Origin of the sequence: Methylotenera sp., from assembly GCF_029945705.1 — a bacterium.
In the GTDB taxonomy this organism is placed as follows: domain Bacteria; phylum Pseudomonadota; class Gammaproteobacteria; order Burkholderiales; family Methylophilaceae; genus Methylotenera.
In genome coordinates this window covers 1-21,137 of record NZ_JAQSDC010000038.1, presented here as the reverse complement: position 1 = coordinate 21,137, position 21,137 = coordinate 1, and the positions used below count along the sequence as shown (strand labels likewise).

11 protein-coding genes are annotated in these 21,137 nt (G+C 43.6%); 5 read left to right on the top strand and 6 right to left on the bottom strand.

The features are described 5' to 3' along the window. Window positions 1–5 precede the first annotated feature (5 nt). Window positions 6–1,778, bottom strand: coding sequence for a dihydrolipoyl dehydrogenase (gene lpdA / locus PSU78_RS07185; RefSeq protein WP_300386402.1), 1,773 nt, complete (start codon window positions 1,776–1,778; stop codon window positions 6–8). A 165-nt stretch (window positions 1,779–1,943) separates the two neighbouring features. On the opposite strand from lpdA, the gene PSU78_RS07180 reads away from it, so the two are divergent. After that, a complete protein-coding gene (locus PSU78_RS07180) occupies window positions 1,944–7,949 on the top strand; it encodes an alpha-2-macroglobulin (RefSeq protein WP_300386399.1) in 6,006 nt (2,001 codons plus the stop codon). A gap of 241 nt (window positions 7,950–8,190) precedes the next feature. Then, a complete protein-coding gene (gene pbpC / locus PSU78_RS07175) occupies window positions 8,191–10,560 on the top strand; it encodes a penicillin-binding protein 1C (RefSeq protein ID WP_300386396.1) in 2,370 nt (789 codons plus the stop codon). Window positions 10,561–10,623: 63 nt separating this feature from the next. Here pbpC and PSU78_RS07170 read toward each other — a convergent pair whose 3' ends face one another. Then, window positions 10,624–11,634: a serine protease gene (locus tag PSU78_RS07170; RefSeq protein WP_300386394.1), complete on the bottom strand. Its 1,011-nt coding sequence runs from the start codon at window positions 11,632–11,634 to the stop codon at window positions 10,624–10,626. 444 nt (window positions 11,635–12,078) lie between these two features. After that, entirely contained in the window at window positions 12,079–12,390 is a 312-nt protein-coding gene (locus PSU78_RS07165; RefSeq protein ID WP_300386391.1) for a helix-turn-helix domain-containing protein, read from the bottom strand. A gap of 149 nt (window positions 12,391–12,539) precedes the next feature. On the opposite strand from PSU78_RS07165, the gene PSU78_RS07160 reads away from it, so the two are divergent. Next, a complete protein-coding gene (locus PSU78_RS07160) occupies window positions 12,540–13,292 on the top strand; it encodes an SDR family NAD(P)-dependent oxidoreductase (RefSeq protein WP_300386388.1) in 753 nt (250 codons plus the stop codon). A gap of 94 nt (window positions 13,293–13,386) precedes the next feature. Here the strand turns inward: PSU78_RS07160 and PSU78_RS07155 are convergent, their stop codons facing one another. From PSU78_RS07155 to aceE, 3 genes are all read right to left on the bottom strand, one after another. Next, entirely contained in the window at window positions 13,387–14,364 is a 978-nt protein-coding gene (locus PSU78_RS07155) for a hypothetical protein (protein ID WP_300386385.1), read from the bottom strand. 126 nt (window positions 14,365–14,490) lie between these two features. Next, window positions 14,491–15,831 carry a dihydrolipoyllysine-residue acetyltransferase gene (gene aceF, locus PSU78_RS07150; protein ID WP_300386382.1) on the bottom strand — a complete coding sequence of 447 codons (1,341 nt, stop codon included), beginning with the start codon at window positions 15,829–15,831 and terminating at the stop codon, window positions 14,491–14,493. Window positions 15,832–15,843: 12 nt separating this feature from the next. Then, window positions 15,844–18,528 (bottom strand): pyruvate dehydrogenase (acetyl-transferring), homodimeric type, encoded by a 2,685-nt coding sequence (gene aceE / locus PSU78_RS07145; protein WP_300386380.1) that lies wholly within the window; start codon window positions 18,526–18,528, stop codon window positions 15,844–15,846. 266 nt (window positions 18,529–18,794) lie between these two features. Here aceE and PSU78_RS07140 point away from each other — a divergent pair, with 266 nt between their 5' ends. Both PSU78_RS07140 and PSU78_RS07135 read left to right on the top strand, forming a co-directional pair. Next, window positions 18,795–20,270: a leucyl aminopeptidase family protein gene (locus PSU78_RS07140; RefSeq protein ID WP_300386377.1), complete on the top strand. Its 1,476-nt coding sequence runs from the start codon at window positions 18,795–18,797 to the stop codon at window positions 20,268–20,270. Between the two features lie 118 nt (window positions 20,271–20,388). Then, window positions 20,389–21,057, top strand: a complete 669-nt coding sequence (locus tag PSU78_RS07135; RefSeq protein WP_300386374.1) for a Crp/Fnr family transcriptional regulator — start codon at window positions 20,389–20,391, stop codon at window positions 21,055–21,057. Window positions 21,058–21,137: the final 80 nt, after the last annotated feature.

Genomic DNA, 21,137 nt, shown 5'->3' with positions numbered 1-21,137 from the left:
AAATCCTAGCGTTTTTTAATGTAGAGGTCAGTAATCGTGCCCTCTTTCATCTCGGCTGCAAAACATACAGTTTCTGATAAGGTTGGGTGCGCATGAATCGTCAAACCTAAATCATGAGCATCTGCGCCCATTTCAATCGCCAACACGGCTTCAGCCAATAACTCACCTGCATTAACGCCCACAATACCAGCACCAATCACACGATGTGTATTTTTATCAAAAATCAACTTGGTCAACCCTTCTGTGCGTGCCACTGATATTGCGCGACCACTCGCAGCCCAAGGGAATGAGGCCTTTTCAATCTCAAGGCCTTTGGCTTTAGCTTCTATTTCTGTCACACCAACCCAAGCCACTTCAGGATCTGTGTAAGCCACCGATGGGATCACTGAGGCAACGAATTCTACTTTTTCACCAGCAATGACTTCTGCTGCTACTTTAGCTTCATGTGTCGCTTTATGCGCCAGCATCGGTTGGCCGACGATGTCGCCAATCGCAAAGATATGTGGCACGTTGGTGCGCATTTGCTTATCTACCGCGATAAAACCATAATCATCTACAGCCACACCTGCGTTTTCAGCGCCGATATTTTTACCATTTGGGCGGCGACCGATAGACACCAACACGCGGTCATACACTTCAACGCCTTTAGGCGCATCTGCATTACCGTTAACGCCTTCAAAGGTGACATGAATACCATCTGTTTTAGGCTCCATGCTAGCAACTTTGGTATTAAGCATAATGCTTTCAAAACGTTTTTCCATACGTTTTTGTAGTGGGCGCACCAAGTCACGGTCACAACCTTGAATTAGCCCATCAGTAAACTCTACAACACTCACTTTAGAACCTAACGCATCATAAACCGTGCCCATTTCCAAACCAATAATACCGCCACCAATGACTAGCATGCGTTTTGGTATATCGGCTAATCCTAACGCGCCAGTAGAGTCCATAATACGCTCATCGGCTGCAACACCTGGAAATTTAGTCGCTTGTGAACCAGCTGCGATAATTGCATTATCAAACGAAATGGTCGTCACTGTGCCATCTGCAGCAGTAACAACCATTTGATTTGGGCTGGTAAACTTACCTACACCTTGCACGGTAGTGACATTGCGTTGTTTAGCCATCGCTGCTAAACCACCCGTCAACTTGGCGACCACGTCATTAGCTTTCCAATTGCGTAATTGTTCTAAATCTACTTGGGGCGCACCGAAACTCACGCCGTGATGCGCAGTTTCTTCAGCTTCAGTAATCACTTTTGCTGTATGCAATAAAGCTTTTGAAGGAATACAACCAACGTTTAGACAAACACCACCAAGTGTTGAGTAACGTTCAATCAGCACCACTTTTTTGCCTAAATCCGCAGCGCGGAAAGCTGCGGTATAGCCGCCTGGGCCTGAACCTAAAACAACGACTTCCGTATGTAAATCTGCAGCGCCTAAAGCAACAGTTGAAGCCACTGGCGTTGCGACTGGCTTAACTTCAACGGCTGCAGTTTTTGTAGCCACTTCTTGTGTAGCTGGCGCTTCCGAACTTGCAGCCGCTTCAACTAGCAGAATCAAGCTACCTTTAGCCACTTTATCGCCAACTTTGACCTTTAACTCTTTTACGGTACCAGCAACTGAAGACGGAATGTCCATGGATGCTTTATCAGATTCAACTGTCATCAGCGAGTCTTCTTTAGCAATAACATCTCCTACTTTTACAAGGACTTCAATCACATCCACACTATCAAAGTTACCAATATCCGGTACCAAAACTTCTAATAAATTGCTCATGCCAACCCTTCGTTAAACCTTCAGTTATTTATCATAATTTTATCATCAAAAAGACCTTTAAGACCTTCAAAATATATGAATCAGTAGTATGATTTACACACTAAAAATTTAAGCCTATTTTTGACTAGGCTTTACAAAAAAGTACTTTTCAAAAAAAGGGTGTACATGTCATTCATTCGCGCTGGCTTAAAATTTACTCAAATGATTTTCGCTAAATTATGGCAATTACTCAGCGCCTTACTCAACCATTTATTTGGCTCAGTCAATTATCAAGCACCTGCATGGATGAAATGGTGTGGGGACAAGCTTAATCAACTACGCCTAGCCCTCATTCAAAAACCACTCAAAGGTTTAGGCATTATTGCTTTAATTGTCGCACTTGGTGCAGGCGGCTGGCAGGCTTGGACTTGGTATCAATCTAGACCACAGCCTGTGACCGTAAAAGTAACTGTGACCGTACCGACCAGAACACAAATCGAAGACAATTTACCGCCAAACCCTTTCAAATTAAGCTTTGATAGCTCCGTCGCGCCAATTGAAAACGTTGGAAAAGTGATTGCTACTGGCGTGAATATCATGCCAAAAATCGAAGGTGCGTGGAAATGGGAGTCTGAAAATGAGCTGTCATTTCAGCCAAAAGCGGACTGGCCAGTAGGCACTGACTACAAAGTAAGCTTAAATGCCCAAGCATTGACACCTAAAACATTGCTAGACAAATGGGACATAGAGTTCACTTCGCCATTATTTATTGCCAGCATTAGCAATAGCGAGTTTTATCAAGACCCTATCAATGCCGCCATGAAAAAAGTAGTGGTTAACCTTAACTTTACGCACCCAGTAGACACTGTAAAACTAGAAAAAAGTATTACGCTAAAAATGCGTAGTAATAAAAACAGCTTATTGAGCTTTGGTTCTGACAAGATTCCATTCGTCGTAAGCTACGATAAATTAAAGCTCAACGCCTATATCCACTCCGCCCCACTCGCGATTCCTAAAGATGATAGCGTGTTAGAAGTGACTGTTGATGAGGGCTTAAAAGCCGCCACTGGTGGCAAACCATTTGAAAAAGCTTTAACACAAAGCGTGAATGTGCCAGGCTTATATAGCTTGCTAATTAATGAGGTCAGCCCAATTGTGGTGTCTAATGACCAAAACGAGCCTGAGCAAATTCTATTACTTAATGCCTCTGCTGCGGTGAATGAAAAAGACATGGCGAGCCATATTAAGGCATGGGTATTGCCACGCAACAAATTGGTCAGCACGCCAGAGGAGTTAAAGTATCCGCATGCTTGGTCTAACACCAAAGACATTACCGAAGCAGTACTGGCAGCGGGCAAACCCCTTGCCTTAGAAGCTATTCCTGCCGAGCGCGAGAACATAGAAGCTCATTCATTTAAATACAAAGCAGATGTTGGCAGCTATATTTATGTGCAAATCGACAAAGGCTTAAAATCATTTGGTGGCTATCAATTAGGCGCAACTCAGCAGCGCATATTGCAAGTACCCGTCTTTCCAGCAGAAGTGAAAATTCTCAGCCAAGGCTCACTATTAGCGCTCAGCGGCGAACGCAAAGTGGCGGTATTAGCACGCGACTTACCTGGCATTAAAATGGAAATTGGTCGCATTCTGCCGGGCCAATTGCAACATCTCATTACGCAATCTAGCGGTAATTTCAGCGACCCATCATTCAATTATTATCTTGATGGTGATAACTTGAGTGAGCGTTTTGAGAAAAACATTCCCTTACATTTAGAAGCGGGCAAAGCGCATTACGAAGCGCTAGATTTGAGTGATTACCTAAGCAAAGGTGAAGGCTTAGATTCTAATCAAAACAAGCGTGGTGTATTCTTACTCACGGTTCACGGATACAAACCTAAAAAAGAAGCAAATGCTGAAGCGGGTGAACAAGCAAGCGAACAAGTTGATGATAGTAGTGATTACAACCCATCGGAGAATCAAAACCCAGAAGCCTTTGTTGATAAACGACTGATTCTTGTCACTGACTTAGGCTTAATCGCCAAAAAAGAACTCGATGGTAGCCAAGTGGTTTACGTTCAGTCTATTCATACTGGTTTGCCAGTGGCTGGCGCTACGGTTGAGGTGATTGCTAAGAATGGTCAATCCATCTTTAGCCAAACGACTGATGCCAATGGTCGCGTTAACTTTACTAAGCTTGATGGCTTACAACGTGAACGCTCACCTATTTTATATATTGTGAAAAAAGCGGGAGATTTAAGCTTCCTGCCGATTAATCACTATGACAGAAACCTAGACTACTCACGTTTTGATGTAGGCGGCATTGCGAATGCAGCCAGCTCAGATAGCTTAAATGCTTACCTATTTTCAGACCGTGGTATTTATCGCCCTGGCGACACTATGCATATCGGCATGATAGTCAAAACTGCTACTTGGGCTAAAGCATTAGATGGCTTGCCGTTGCAAGCCGAAGTGCTTGATGCACGTGGCCTAGTGGTGAAAACCCAAATGGTTAAGCTTGGCGCAGGCGGCTTTAACGAGCTAGAATATAAAACCCTAGAAACCTCGCCAACAGGGTCTTACAATATTAACCTTTACTCGGTTAAAGATGGCAATCCTTATCAGCAATTAGGCTCTGTCAGCGTAAAAGTACAGGAATTCCAACCCGATCGCATGAAGGTAAAAGCCTTATTTGCGAAAGATGCAACGTTATACCCTGAAAACACTGAAGGCTGGCTGAATCCAAAAGATTTAAAAGCTAATATCAATGTGCAGAACTTATTTGGTACGCCCGCTGAGAATAGACGCGTGACTTCCACTATGACGCTCAGCCCGGCTTACCCAGCGTTTAGCCAATATGCAGACTTCGCATTCTATGACCCATTACGTGCAAAAGAGGGTTATACCGAAAAGCTAAGCGATGCCACAAGTAACGCGCAAGGTGTTGCAGAATTTGCCTTAGGTTTAGAGAAATACACCAAAGCGACCTACAGACTCAATATCGTCGCGCAAGCCTATGAAGCTGGCGGTGGACGCAGTGTTTCTGCCGAAGTCGCCACGCTAATTTCAGAACAGCCTTATTTGATAGGCTTTAAAGCCGACGGTGATTTAAATTACGTCAGCAAACCTAGCAAACGTAGTGTTAATCTGATTGCAGTTAACTCAACCTTGCAAAAAGTGGCTGCCGAAGGCTTAAGCTTGAACCTCATTGAGCGCAAATACGTTTCAGTGTTGACCAAGCAAGGCAGCGGTACATTCAAGTATGAATCACGCAAAAAAGAAGTACTGATTAAAGCATCACCTTACAGCATCAAAGCTGCGGGCAACAGTCTGGCACTTGCCACCGAAACACCGGGCGACTTTGCTTACGTGCTTAAAAACAAAGACGGCTTAGAGCTTAACCGTGTGGAATATAGCGTGGCGGGCCTAGGCAATGTCAGCCGCTCATTAGAGCGCAATGCTGAACTGCAACTGGTGCTAGATAAAAAAGACTATGCGCCAGGCCAAGAGATTAGCGTAAGCATTCGCGCGCCTTATGTGGGTGCTGGTTTAATTACTATTGAGCGCGACAAAGTGTATGCACAACAATGGTTTAAAGCTGATTCGCAAGCTTCGGTGCAAAAAATCAAGCTGCCTGCAGACTTTGAAGGCAACGGCTATGTGAGCGTGCAGTTTGTGCGAGACCCAAGTTCGGATGAAATCTTCACTAGTCCGCTTTCATATGGGGTTGTGCCATTTGTAACAAGTTTGGCACAGCGCACCAATACACTGAAACTCAGTAGCCAGTCACTCATCAAACCAGGTCAAGTACTGAGAATGAAGCTGGATGCGGCTAAACCTGGTCGTGCAGTGGTGTTTGCGGTAGATGAAGGCATATTGCAAGTCGCAAGATATAAAAATCCAGATGCGCTTGGTTTCTTCTTCCAAAAACGACAATTGGAAGTTTCAACTTCACAAATTTTGGATTTAATCTTACCTGAATTCAAAAAAATCATGGCTGCAACCGCACCGGGCGGCGATGCCGATGGCGCTTTAGGCAAACATTTGAATCCGTTCAAACGTAAAACTGACAAGCCAGCCGTCTATTGGTCTGGCATTGTCGATGTGTCTGGTAGCAAAGAGTTTAGCTACACGGTGCCAGAAACATTCAACGGCAAAATGCGCATCATCGCAGTCATGGTGAACGACGCTAGCATTGGCATTACCACTAGCGATGCCTTAGTACGTGGTGACTTTGTATTGTCACCAAACGCACCACTCACCGTCACGCCAGGTGATACATTTGATGTGAGTGTTGGCGTATCTAACAACGTCAAAGGTTCAGGCAAAGATGCCGCAGTCACCCTTAATCTTGTCGCTTCGCCAGCCTTTGAGTTGGTGGGTTCAGCAAAACAAGTGTTAAAAATCGGTGAATTGCGTGAAGGTACTGGTCTTTATAAACTTAAAGTCAAAGAAGGCGCAGACGCTAAATTGGGCTCAGCTAGAATTGAATTTGCGGCCAATATCGGCGATAAGTCTGCGAAATTGGGCACTGAAATTAGTGTGCGTCCATCAACGCCGCACATGACCATTCTGCAAACTGGCAGCTTTAAAGGCGATACACAAGTCAACGTGAAACGCGCTATGTTTGCAGAATATCGTAAACAACAAGCCAGCGTTTCACCGTTGCCATTAGTGGCTTCTGGCGGCTTACTTGATTACTTAGCCAACTATGAACATAGCTGTACTGAGCAATTGGTCAGCCAAGTCATGCCTATCATCGTGCTTAAAAAACGCCCTGAGCTATTGGCTAGCGTTAGCACGAAAAAAGGTAACTTTGAAAACGCCTTGAGCGTACTTCGCACACGTCAAAATGCTGAAGGTGGCTTTGGTTTGTGGGATGCTAGCGTAGGTGCAGACGAGTTCGCCAGCGTTTATGCAGTACACATGATGCTAGAGGCGCGTGACCATGCGAATGTGGGTGAAGAAGTACCTGCCGACATGCTGAAAAAAGGCTTGGAGTATTTGCAAATTTTAGCCGCCAGCCCAGCAGAAAACTTGGATGCCGTGCGTGTACGCGCTTACGCAACTTATCTGCTGACTCGCGAAGGCACAGTCACCACGCCATTGCTAGCAAGCTTGCGTAGTACCTTAGATGCTAAAGCTTTAACTGACAGCAGCTTCAAAGAGTGGCGTTCAGACTTAACTGCGGCTTATCTTGCCGCTAGCTATCAGCTATTACAACAACATGCCGTAGCAAGTGACTTAATAGCTAAACCCGTTAAATTGTTAAATGCTAGCAGCCAAAAACCGATCTACGGGCATTATTACGATGACGTGGTGCGAAATGCACAAACGCTTTACTTAGTGTCACGCCACTTTCCAGAAAAGGTTAAAGATATATCAAGCGGCGCGTTAAACAACATCATGCAGCCAATATCTGAGGGGCGTTTTAACACATTGTCATCGTCTTATGCGCTGCTTGGTTTTGACGCTTATGTGAACGTTGCTGGCACAAAGGTTGTAGGGCAAATGGGCATTAGTGCAATAGACAAGCAAGGCAAAGTCACCGCGCTCAAACTGCCAGAAAATAGCATTGCACCACTGGTAAACTTCTCGCCAAACACTGCGCGCTTGAAGTTACAAGGACCAAGTGGCTTGCCGTTATTCTATGCAGTAACAGAGTCCGGTTTTGACATGAAGCCGCCAAGCACCGCCTTAAAACAAGGCATGGAAATCATCCGTGAATATACCGATGATAAAGGTGCCGCGTTAAAATCTATTACCATGGGCGACGAGATTACTGTGCACATCAAAATTCGCTCGATTGACGGCAATGTAGATGATGTGGCGATTGTAGATTTGTTGCCGGGCGGCTTCGAGCCTGTGCTACAAGCTGCGGTAAGCGAAACGGACAGTTCGATTAGCCAAGATGGCGAATACAGCGAAGAAGGTTCTGCACCAGAAACGTCAAGCTGGACAAGTCCGCTGGGCATTGGCGGGGGCTGGCAACCAAGCTATGCAGATATTCGTGAAGACCGAGTGGTGTTTTACGGCGCAGTGACCAACACGATTACGGAGTTCACTTACAAAATCAAAGCAACGAATAGCGGGCAATTTGTAGTGCCGCCTGCTTATGCGGAGTCTATGTATAACCGCTTACTGCAAGCACGCTCATTGCCTACTAACCTAACTGTAGGACGTGCTGGAAAATAAACTAAGCGCACTACTATCAATTAATTTAATGGTGTAATTTTCATAAACTTCTCTTAAGCTCGTCATTCCCGCGCAGGCGGGAATCCAGTTAGGGTTCAATATCAGTGATAGTCATGAAATACTTTAGTGGTGCTTTCTGTCTGGATTCCCGCCTACGCGGGAATGATGGTTTTGCGGATGTTTGCGGCTCTTTACTTACAAAGTTTGAACTGATAAAACCAGACTTAATAGTAGACATCAATTGAATGATATTAAACAACGGCGACTCGTAAAGTTTTGGTTAGCTTTTAAGCTAACTACTCGCATAATCAAAAAACCGTTAATCATTGTTGCACTCTTAGGTTTAGTGCTTGCGGGGCTCCGCCTGAGTCCTAAACCTTCGCTTTCAAGCTTAATCCCTCACTCCACCGCCATTTATGCAGCCGATGGCACCTTACTACGGCTCACCTTAGCCTCAGATTCACAATACCAACTATGGGTGCCGTTAAAAGACATTCACGCTAACGCAGCTGAAGCAGTTAAATTATATGAAGACCGCTATTTTGACTGGCATTTTGGCGTTAATCCTATCGCGTTGTTACGTGGCATGGCACGCACTTATTCTGGCAGTTCTCGCCAAGGCGCATCCACCATCACCATGCAGTTGGCTCGCGGCTTATACGGCATTGACTCTCGCACAGTAGGCGGCAAGCTAAAGCAAATACTAGCGGCAATTTGGTTAGAGTCACGTTACTCCAAGCACGACATTCTCGAAGCTTATGTGAATATTGCGCCCTATGGTGGCAACATTAAAGGCATCGCTACCGCTAGCCTGTTTTACTTCAACAAACCCGCAAGCCGATTAAACTTGCCCGAAATGATGACGCTGGCAGTAATTCCACAAAATCCTAACAAACGCCTAAGCATTAGTAACAAAAACGCACAATTAAATGAAGCTAGAAGCCGCTTATGGCAAGACTGGTTAGCTCAACATCCAGAAGATGCTAAATATACGGCTGACATGCGCTTGCCAGCGCAATCATTAAAAGAAGCCAAACGTTTAAGCAACCAAAACTTACCTTTTCTAGCCCCGCACTTTACTGATGCATTGCTTGCCGAGCACCGCAATCAAGCAACCATACACACGGGCTTAAATATTCACGCTCAAGCCACACTCGAACGCATGATTGCTAGCTACATTGAGAATAATAAAAACTTAGGCATCAGCAATGTCAGCGCTGTTTTGTACGATGCAAAAAACATGCAAGTCAAAGCCTTAGTAGGCTCGGCTGATTATTTTAGCGCAGTGATAGACGGGCAGGTAAATGGAACATCCGCCAAACGCTCGCCAGGCTCTACCTTAAAACCATTTATATATGGCTTGGCAATGGATCAAAGTTTGATTCACCCTGCCAGCATTTTAAAAGATGCGCCAACTAGCTTCGGTCCATACAGTCCAGAAAATTTCGACGGTCGTTTTATCGGCCCAATTAACGCAACAGATGCACTAATCCGTTCTCGCAATGTACCTGCGGTGAGTTTAGCCTCGAAACTCACTCAGCCTAGTTTGTACGACTTTTTGAAGAATGCAGGCGTAAGCAATTTAAAAAGTGAATCTCATTATGGGCTAGCCCTCGCATTAGGTGGTGGTGAGCTAACGATGGAGGAACTCGTCAGCTTATACGCCATGTTGGCCAACCACGGTCGCTTTGCCCCTTATCGCTTAACAAAACAAGATTCAGCCACTTTTCCACTATTAAGTGAAGAGTCAGCGTATATCACTCTAGATATGTTGCGGCAAAATCCTCGGCCAGACACTGGCGAACCTGACCCATACAAAACCGCTTGGAAAACTGGCACCTCTTGGGGTTTCCACGATGCATGGACGGTAGGCGTAAGCGGTAACAATGTATTAGCGGTGTGGGTGGGTAATTTCGACGGCAAACCTAATCCAGCCTTTATCGGCATCAAAACCGCAGCACCTTTATTCTTTCAGATTCTGGATAGCCTACGTCATCAGCATTTATTAAACCCAAAAACTGATATTGAGGCAATGGCACCGCGCACTTTAACCAAAGTAAAAGTTTGTACTGCAAGTGGAGACCTGCCCAATCAATACTGTAAAAATCTCAGTGAAACTTGGTTTATTCCAGGCAAATCACCCATAAAAATTAGCACGCTACATAGACCAGTTTACTTTGATAACACGACCAACCAAGTTGTCTGTGGTGCGGGGGCAAATACGCGAGAGGAAATCATTGAGTTTTGGAGCTCGGATATGTTGCGGCTATTCCGTGAAGCAGGTATGCCACGTCGAGTACCACCAGCGCTGCCAACAGGTTGTAGCAATAATATCAGCCAAGTCATCGACGATAAACCGCAAATCACTTCGCCGCTCAGAGGCGTCTCCTACACCATACGTTTAAGTAAGCCAGAAACTATCGCGCTTAAGGCCAGTCGTGGCGGTCAAGGTGCTATTTACTGGTTTGCTGACAATTCTTTTATTGCGAAAAGCGAGGCTGGTGCGGGCATCGCATGGTCACCCCAAAAAGCGGGGCATTATTTGTTACGTGCGGTAGATAATGCGGGCCAATCCGATAGCCGTGAAGTCGTTGTAGAGTTTGTGCCTTAGGCTATTATTTAGGCTCTCGCACAGAATCATAGCTTAAGATGATGAAGACATTGACTTAACTGTTCAATTTTCGGCTATGCCCATTGCCACCTTTAACTCACCTGCCGTCGTTTGATCCAAACTATCCAGCATGGCAACCAAGTTCAATGCTTCCATGTGCTTACCAGTATTCTCCGCGATTAAGCCCAAATAATAAATCGCGCTACTGTTATTGCCGTTCTTTACGAGCACTTGATTAAAATGTTGCTCAGCCCTCGCCTCATTTTTCAAACTAAACTCAGCAACAGCGCGATAAAACAAGGCTTCTGAAGTGTTCGGTTCTTTTTCATACCATGCTGAAGCAATTTTATTCAGCATCTCCCAGTTTTCAGTTTTTAAGGGCTGAACAATACGCATAAAAAACGGCCATTTATCCTCAGATTCTGCCCAAAATGGCAACTCACTCACACTGACAATACTTTGCTCAGGTTGATTGAGTAAATGCTTTACCCACTCAACAGACATATTGTAATAAAAAGCATTATGGCCAGGGCTTTTAACTGTGATGATAGCCACTAAATTACCAGACTCATCAAACACCCCGCCGCCACTATCACCTAACCTAAAAGTGTTGCTAGCTCTCACTACCACACTATCATCCATAGGGTACAAGCCTTTAACAAAGCCTGATGTCGCATTAGCACGTGGTGAAAACCCTGCGAACCCAACAGAGTAAACAGGTTGTTCGTATTTAAGATTTTGACTTGAGCCGATATTAGCTATTGGCAGATTAAGGCCTTCAACTTTTAGAATGCATAAATCATGATGCCAATCTGGCTTAAGGGCGCTTGCACTGTAGTTTTCGCCCTTTGCATTAATCGTCACAGAAACTGCGTTAGCAACCACATGGCAATTGGTCACAACTTGGTCTTTGGCGATAACAACGCCTGAGCCTAAACCGTAGCCTCCATTGGCTAATCCAACTTGAACCTTCACAACATGTTCACTAATGTCTTGCACTAACTCATCGGTTGGCATTGCCCAACTGTAAGTTGCTACACACATATAAAGTAAAGCAAACATTAACCTTGTCATGATGGACTCCAATATCAAATTGAATGTTACATAATTAAGTGAAAAACCTCGTAAAATTAAATTAACAGTACATTTAAAGCTGCATTACCTGAATTAACATTAGCAATTTACATACCAAGTGACTGATTACTATATGTAATAAAGTGTAATTTTATAGGTAGATTGCGCATTTAATCCTTGAATAAAGCGCATTTTTCTATCAGATTTTACGGTTTTATAAAACCATTTACATCTTCGTTATTGGCCGCAGGGAGCATGGGATAAGGATGAAAGCTAGCTAGATTAAATAAATTTTAATCTAATCTTTTAATTGATTAAATTTGCTTGTAATTCAAAGTGATTTTGCAATAGTTGCCTTAAACGACACTTCTGAAATGACTAAATTAGTCTTTAACTATCACTTAAATAAGCACATTGCACAATATGAGTGCAATGCATGCCTTACTAACCACCAAATTTTAGAATCTGCTCTAACAAGCCAGGAAAGCGACTATTGATATCCTCAATACGCAAGACATTGCGATTTTCCACACCAACTTTACCTGTGTGGATAATGCCAGCTTCGCGCAAGATGCGAAAGTGATGAGATAGCGTAGATTTTGCCATATTGGGGCAAGGTGCAGCCTCAGAACAAGACATACAGCCATCTCTTTGAAGCATGCTACTAACAATACGCAGGCGCATTGGATCTGCAAGTGCACCAAGCAACCCTGCCAAAGTAATATCTTGTGTAGATGGATGAACAAATTGAACCATAGAAAAAATTATACAGTAAGTGTTGACATGGTTCAATAGTTCATTAATAATGAACTATTGAACTAATATTAGTTATTCACGAAAAACTAAATTCAACAATAGAGCAATTACACATTCAAACTTTAAATACACATGAAATGGAGATTATTATGTCTAAAAAACTTGCAGGTAAAATCGCACTAGTGACTGGTGCATCGAAAGGAATTGGCGCCGCAATAGCACTACGTTTGGCAGATGAAGGAGCGCTAGTTGCCGTAAACTATAACAGCAGCAAAGAAGGTGCTGACCGTGTGGTGACTGAGATTATTAGCAAAGGCGGTAAAGCAATTGCCGTGTATGGCAATCTTTCAAAACCAGAAGAAATTAAAAGTATTGTCGATGAAACCAAATCCTCCCTAGGTGCGATTGATATTCTTGTAAATAACGCGGGCATTTATGAGTTCAGTCCGCTTGATGCTATTACACCAGAGCATTTCCACAAACAATTTAATCTAAACGTATTAGGTTTGTTGCTAGTGACACAAGAAGCGGTACGTTCTTTTAGTGAAAAAGGCGGTAGTATTGTAAACGTTAGCTCTGGTGTATCAACGATTGCACCACCTAACAGCGCCGTCTATACAGCAACCAAAGGTGCAGTAGATGCTTTAACAATGGTGCTATCCAAAGAGTTAGCGGGGCGAAATATCCGCGTAAATGCAGTGAACCCAGGCATGATTGCAACCGAAGGCGTAGTGACCGCAGGCTTTCATGAAGGTGATATGCGCACTTGGATAGAGTCAGTTACGCCTATGGGGCGCATTGGCACGGTAGATGAGATTGCCTCTGTAGTGACTTTTCTAGCATCCAGTGACGCGGCATATGTAACAGGTGAAACATTACATATTACGGGCGGCTTACGCTAAACTTCAAAGAGCTGCTCTGTATTCACCTAACCAATAAATAATAAGCTATAAAATAAAAAGGGCGCTAATTGCGCCCTTTTACATGACTAAACTATTACAGCAGGCTTGTTAAATGTTGACCTAATGTTTGTGTATTCACAAAAGTCATGCCATACATTGCAGTCAAGCCTTTACACTGCTCATTATCTAGGTCTACAACACAAAGAATAAAGTATCTTTGGTCTATTGCCAAACGCTTACGCAAAGCCACATACTTATCTAAGTCTTGGCGAAAATCGCCAGTCTTGCACTCAATATAAAGTGGCTGATTGTTGTTAATCAAAAAGAAAACATCAAGCTCTCTATTTTCGTTTGATGGAAAAGCAAGCGTCATATTTCGAGCACAAGAAAATTTGATATTACGTTCTTTACATATTCTTAAGCCAACCATCAATGCAAACCACTCAAGCCAATCACCCGCAAAGAAACGCCTGACACTAGGCGCATTTTGTAGGACAACACGGATATTTTTCTCTTTTTTATTACTGATGCAACGAGCAATAAGTGAGTGATCATACAGCTGCTGAACAAACACCTCAATGGCTTTAACATCTTCTTTAGATTTTTTATCAAGATGGATTAGGTTGCTGGTGTACTCTTTTTGTTGAGCGTAGCGAATCTGCTCGCACACCACTCCAAGTAGTTCGTAATCAGTACCAATAGCTACAGCGGCTTCGTCAAAATAGCCTGTAGTATCAACTGCATTAATGCTGGCGGTAGCAATGATATTTTTTGATTTAAACCACTGAATAATAGGGGCGTGTTGCGCATCAGAACTTAAAGAATCCGAATTATGAATGTCGAAACTATCGTCACTCTTTTTTAACTGATTTTGATGGGGTGTTGAAGAATCTGGAGTAAGCGCATTAAACTCTTTGCGTAATGCAAAGTACATCTCAGAAAGTTTGTTGACGAAATATGCAGTGTCATAAACTGCTGCACTAGCTCCACATTGACAAACTATCGTTGTAGCTACGAGCTCTCGCTCATGTTCTGTAACATTGCCACATTTATTACATCGAGAGATTGCCATATAGGTTTAACTTAAAATCAAAAAATGATTCTAGCACTAATCTTTACCACTGTGACTTTGTAGGTATTAATCACTAAGTTGACGTTCACCAACCCTACAAAAGTAGGATTGGTGAAGTAAATTAGACTATAGCAACAACCTTCTTACATCACTTAACATCATGCGCATATGACTCGTAAAGCGTGCACCATCAGCACCATCAACCACTCGGTGGTCATAAGACAGTGACATAGGCAACATCAAGCGTGGCTCGAATGCTTTGGTTTTAGGATCATACACAGGCTGCATACTAGAGCGTGAAACGCCTAAAATCGCCACTTCTGGGCAGTTGATAATAGGCGTGAACATCGTACCGCCAATACCACCTAAGCTAGAAATGGTGAAACAACCTCCTTGCATTTCTTCAACTTTCAGCTTGCGCTCACGCGCTTTGGTTGAAAGCTCACCTAAATCGCGAGCAATATCGAGCACGTCTTTTTGCTGTACATCTTTAACTACTGGTACGACCAAACCATCTGGCGTGTCACAGGCGAAGCCGATGTTGTAGTAGTTTTTTAAGATCAAGCTATCGCCATCAGGTGAAAGTGATGAGTTAAAATTTGGATATGCTTTAAGTGCGTTCACAGAGGCTTTAATCAAAAATGCCAACATGGTGAGTTTAACACCGCGTTTTTCTGCATCAGCTTGCATCGACTTTCTAAAGTCTTCCAAGTCGGTAATATCAGCTTCATCAAACTGCGTGACATGCGGAGCCGTTACCCAGTTACGGTGTAAGTTAGCACCTGACAATTTTTTAATGCGTGAGAGTGGTTTATTCTCGATTGCACCAAACTGGCTAAAATCAATCACTGGCATAGGTAAAGTAGAGAAACCACTTACGCCTGCACCCATATTTTCTGTACGCGGTTTAGCCAGTTCACCTTTTACAAACGCTTGCACATCAGCTTGAACAATACGACTCTTAGGCGCACTTCCTTTTACAAAAGCTAAATTAACCCCTAACTCACGTGCAAATTTACGTACTGAAGGGCTTGCATGCGATAACTTGCCCGCATCAACAACTGCACTTGCAGCCACTGGCACAGGTTGTTGAGCTGGTGCAATCGTTTTTGGCGGCTCTGGCGCTGGGCGGCTAGGTTCAGGAATTGCCACTGCAACAGCCACTGGTTTTTCTGCGGCGGGCTGCGGTGCGGCAGCTTTCACAGCGTCTACTGGCGCAGAAGCTGAGTCATCCACATCCATCGTTAAGATTAAACCACCTTGAGCAGCTTTATCGCCGACTTTCATTTTTAACTCTTTTACCACACCAGCAAAAGGTGATGGAATATCCATAGAAGCTTTGTCAGATTCCACCGTCATGAGTGAATCTTCTTTAGCTACGGTGTCGCCCACTTTTACTAATATTTCAATAACATCAACACTGTCAAAATTGCCGATGTCGGGGACAAGTATGTCTTGAATTGCCATGTCTGCGTGTCCTTAAACTGTCGTTGGGTTAGGCTTGTTAGCGTCTAACTTGTATTTTTTAATTGCTTCAGTTGCTTTGCTTGCTGGCAATTTACCATCGTCTGCCAAAGCTTTAAGCGCAGCCAATACTACGTAATGTCTATCAACTTCAAAGAAGCTACGTAATGCTTCACGGCTATCTGAACGACCGTAACCATCAGTACCCAAAGATACAAAGCGCTTCGGTACAAAGTTCTGGATTTGGTCTGCAAATGAGCGCATATAATCTGTAGAAGCAATCACAGGACCTTCTGCTTTTTCTAAGCACTGAGCCACATAGCTAAGTCTAGGTTTAGCTTCTGGATTCAACAAGTTTTGACGTTCTGCATCAATGCCTTCACGGCGTAACTCGGTAAAGCTAGTTACACTCCAAACGTCAGCGGATACGCCCCAGTCTTTTTCTAACAACTCACCCGCAGCAATCACTTCACGCAAAATCACGCCAGAACCCATCAACTGTACTTTCAGGCCTTTCGCTTTTGATTTGCTAAAGCTATACATACCTTTCAGAATACCCTCAGCAGAGTCTTTAGGCATTTCTGGATGCGTGTAGTTTTCATTCATCAAGGTAATGTAGTAATACACATCTTCTTGGTTTTGCACCATGCGGCGCAAACCTTCTTGAATAATCACAGCAAGTTCATAAGCAAATGTTGGGTCATAAGATACACAATTTGGAATCGTTGCAGACATTAAATGGCTATGGCCATCTTCATGCTGTAGGCCTTCGCCATTCAATGTTGTACGACCTGCAGTAGCCCCTAACAAGAAACCACGCGCACGACTATCGCCAGCAGCCCATGCAAAGTCACCAATACGTTGGAAACCAAACATTGAGTAGTAAATGTAGAATGGTATCATTTGCGTGCCTGTGACGCTGTATGAGGTTGCAGCAGCTAACCAGCTGGCAAATGAGCCAGCTTCGTTAATGCCTTCTTCTAAAATCTGACCAGTTTTTGACTCTTTATAGTACATCACTTGATCAGAATCTTGTGGCTCGTACAACTGGCCAACAGAAGAGTAAATACCTAACTGGCGGAACATACCTTCCATACCGAAAGTACGCGCTTCATCTGGCACGATAGGCACGACAAACTTGCCAATTTCTTTATCTCGCACCAAGGTTGAAAGAATACGCACGAATGCCATCGTCGTTGAAATTTCACGCTCGCCAGTTGCAACTAACATATTCTCAAATGCTGAAAGCTCAGGCACTTTCAGTTCATTACCTCTGCGACGACGCTGTGGTACAAAACCACCCATCGCATTACGACGCTCAGCCAAGTATTTCATCTCAGGGCTATCATCGGCTGGTTTGTAGAATGATAGATTTTCAACTTGCTCGTCAGTTAATGCTAAATCAAAGCGGTCACGGAATTTTTTAAGTGACTCAATATCCATGCTTTTTTGTTGGTGCGTCGTATTTTGACCTTCACCAGCATCGCCCATGCCGTAACCCTTAACAGTTTTGGCTAAAATTACAGTCGGCTGACCTTTATGGTTTACTGCTGAATGATAAGCCGCATACACTTTGTGAGGATCGTGACCACCACGGTTTAAGCGCCAAATATCAGCATCGGACATGGCCGCGACCATTTCTTTTAGCTCAGGATATTTGCCAAAGAAGTGTTCACGTGTATACGCGCCACCCTTTTGTTTAAAGTTCTGATATTCACCATCCACGCACTCTTCCATGCGCTTTTTGAGCAAACCATCTTTATCCATAGCAAGTAGTGGATCCCAATATGACCCCCACACCACTTTAAGTGCATTCCAACCCGCACCGCGGAAGTTGGATTCAAGCTCTTGAATGATTTTGCCATTACCGCGCACAGGACCATCGAGGCGCTGCAAGTTACAGTTAATCACAAAAATTAGGTTATCTAAACCCTCTCGCGCAGCCAATGAAATTGCACCTTGTGATTCAGGCTCATCCATTTCGCCATCGCCACAAAACACCCAAACTTTACGATCGCTAGTATCCGCAATACCACGGTTATGCATATATTTCAAAAAACGCGCTTGATAAATCCCCGCCAAAGGGCCTAAACCCATAGACACAGTCGGAAACTGCCAGAAATCTGGCATCAACCAAGGATGTGGGTAGCTAGATAGACCATTACCGCCCGTTTCTTGGCGGAAATTATCCATTTGCTCTTCAGTAAAGCGGCCTTCTAAGAAAGCTCGCGCGTATACACCTGGTGAAGAGTGGCCTTGAAAGTAGATGCAGTCGCCTCCAAAGTTTTCATTTGGTGCACGGAAAAAATAGTTAAAGCCAGTATCATACAAAGTAGCAGCAGACTGAAAGCTGGCAATGTGTCCACCTACACCTGGTGACTTTTCGTTGGCGCGCAATACAGTCATAATAGAGTTCCAGCGAACCAGTGCACGTACGCGGCGCTCCATTTCTGGGTCACCTGGCAATTTAGACTGTAAATGCGTTGGAATAGTGTTGACGTAAGCGGTAGTTGCTTTATAAGGCAAATTACTGCCTGAACGACGTGCTTTATCAATCATTGCTTCAAGTAAAAAGTGCGCGCGTTCTGTACCTTCGTTTTCAATGACGGCAGTGAGTGCATCTAACCACTCCTGTGTTTCTAGCGGGTCAGTTTCAGTTAAGCCGTTGTCTTGAATACTAGCGTTTTGATTCGTTGCCATGCGTGAGATTTCTCCGTGTTGTGGTTGCTGCGCGTATAATTTATAGAAAATAAATATACAAAACGTTACTGCAACTAAACGTGATTAGGTTGTTCCATTCGTTTAGAATATTCTAAACGATGAACTTACTTTAAAAAATTAATTTTGAAGCTATAGTGTGTCTTTTTTAGGCTTTTTGGTCAAGTTAAACCGTGCTGAACAGCCCATGAAATATTGACATTAGCTACGATTGTCTTACATATCATATAAGAGTTCGAGGGAAATAAATGTCGTTAAAATTAACTCAATTTTCAGAAATTGGTAGTGAAAATACACTAACTTCGTATAAGCACATGCTTTTTGTTCTAACTGAAAATGAAGAAGCCAATATTCCTTACAGTGAGATATTACGCACAAAACTAAAACGCACCCACAGTGAATACAAAGATTTATATAAAACACCATTAACAACAGACTTACCTAATGCTGGTATCGCAAGCTTTGTAGTCTTAGAAGGAAAATTGAATGCGTTTCAACGGCATACACTCCTTCGTAAAGCATTAGCACCATTATTAGATGAACAACCTTCAGAACTGGCCATTTTTGTATTTGGTGACGTGGCCACACGTGAGTTAAATGCGTGCGCAGCTTACTACGTAGCAACAGTTAATGCCGCAAAACTTCCCAGTTGCAAAAAAGAAGATAAATTTAAGGCTTTAGAAAATATCATCATACACGGCTACAGAGCGCAGCATGATTACGCTTACGTAAATGCTCGTGTAGCAGGCAACACGCTATGCCGCCAACTCAGCATTACGCCGCCCAATGAACTTACTCCTACAATTTATCGAGATAGAATAACGGTATTAGCTAAAGAGTACGGCTGGAAGCATCAAGAGTTTGATATGGCCAAACTTAAAGCAATGGGCGCAGGTGCGTTCTACTCTGTTGGCCAAGGTAGCAACCCGCAAGATGCCGCTATTGTGCATTTAACATATGAGCCGAAAGATGCTCAAAAGAATATTGCTCTCGTAGGAAAAGGCATCTGTTTTGACACAGGTGGGCACAATCTAAAACCAGCAAAATATATGCAGGGCATGCATGAAGACATGAATGGCAGCGCTGTAGCCTTAGGTATTTTACTTGCCGCAACACTACAGCAATTACCCGTGAGACTTGATTGCTGGCTTGCTATCGCACAAAACCATATTGGCCCTCTGTCTTACAAGCAAAATGATGTGGTAACCGCACTTAACGGCATGACAATAGAAATCGTTCATACTGATGCTGAAGGCCGCATGGTATTAGCTGACACCTTAACATTAGCGAGCCGCACTAATGAGCATGGTCAGTTACCAGATGCTATTATTGATTTCGCTACGCTCACAGGCACTATGATATCTGCACTCGGCACACGGATGAGCGGCGTAATTGCCAATCATGCTGAGTTGGCAAACAAGGCTGTGCATGCTGGCAATGAAACTGGCGAGCGTATTGTTGCTTTTCCTTATGATGACGATTATGAAAGTGATTTAGATAGTGATATTGCAGACATTATGCAATGCACAATCGATGGCGATGCAGACCACATTCATGCCGCACGCTTTTTAGGAAAATTTGTAGAAAATGATGTGGCTTGGCTGCATACTGATTTATCCTCAGCGAATAATGAAGGAGGGCTAGGCGCAGTAAGTAGCGACACAAGTGGCTTTGGAGTTGGTTTTGGCTTAGCTCTAATTAAAAGCTTAATGAACGACAATTAAACTTACCATATGATATGGTTTACAGAGCGGCAAGCTTATCCCCATACGCGACTATTGCTTTAGTTAGCTTATTTTAGAGTTATATCCATTAACTTATTATTTCTAGAAAGTTTACAAAATGCAAAGCACGCATGACAACCTATCTTGGTTAGCACTATTTCCAGAACTTAATAACTTAGAATCACCCGCCAAAGATTTACTTACAAAGTATGTGCGTATAGTCGAAGCGCCGATCGGAACTATTGGCTATCGTGAAGGTACGCCTTGTGGTGCTTATGTCATGCGCCTAGAAGGTCAATCTCGCGTATATAAGATGTCAACTAATGGGCGTGAAATATTGCTGTACAGAGTAGTTGCAGGTGAAACCTGTGTCATCACCACGACCTGCTTATTAGGTAATAGTGATTATCCTGCCTCAACCATAGTCGAAGAAGCGATTCGCGATGCGCTAATTCCAGCAGCAGCATTTCATCAACTAATGATAGATTCTGCAGTTTTCAGAAAATTTGTTATGACAAACTATGGCGCGTTAATAAGCGACCTCATTGTGCTACTAGATGAAGTTGCATTTCACAGCCTAGATGCAAGATTGGCAAAAGTGCTATTAGATGCCAAATCATCGCAAATAACACGCACGCATCAACAAATTGCTGATGAACTTGGTACAGCGCGGGAGGTTGTAAGCCGACAATTAAAGCGACTCGAGCAAAAAGGAGCCGTATCATTGGGTCGAGGCCAAGTAGAAATTATTGAGCGTAGCACATTAGAAAAGTTAGCAAACTCTTAGCATAGTTACCCTGCCCTCCCCAAGAGGGCATTATTTTGGTTTGAGTAAGCCTGACACTGTCTATCTTGTACTTGAAGAAG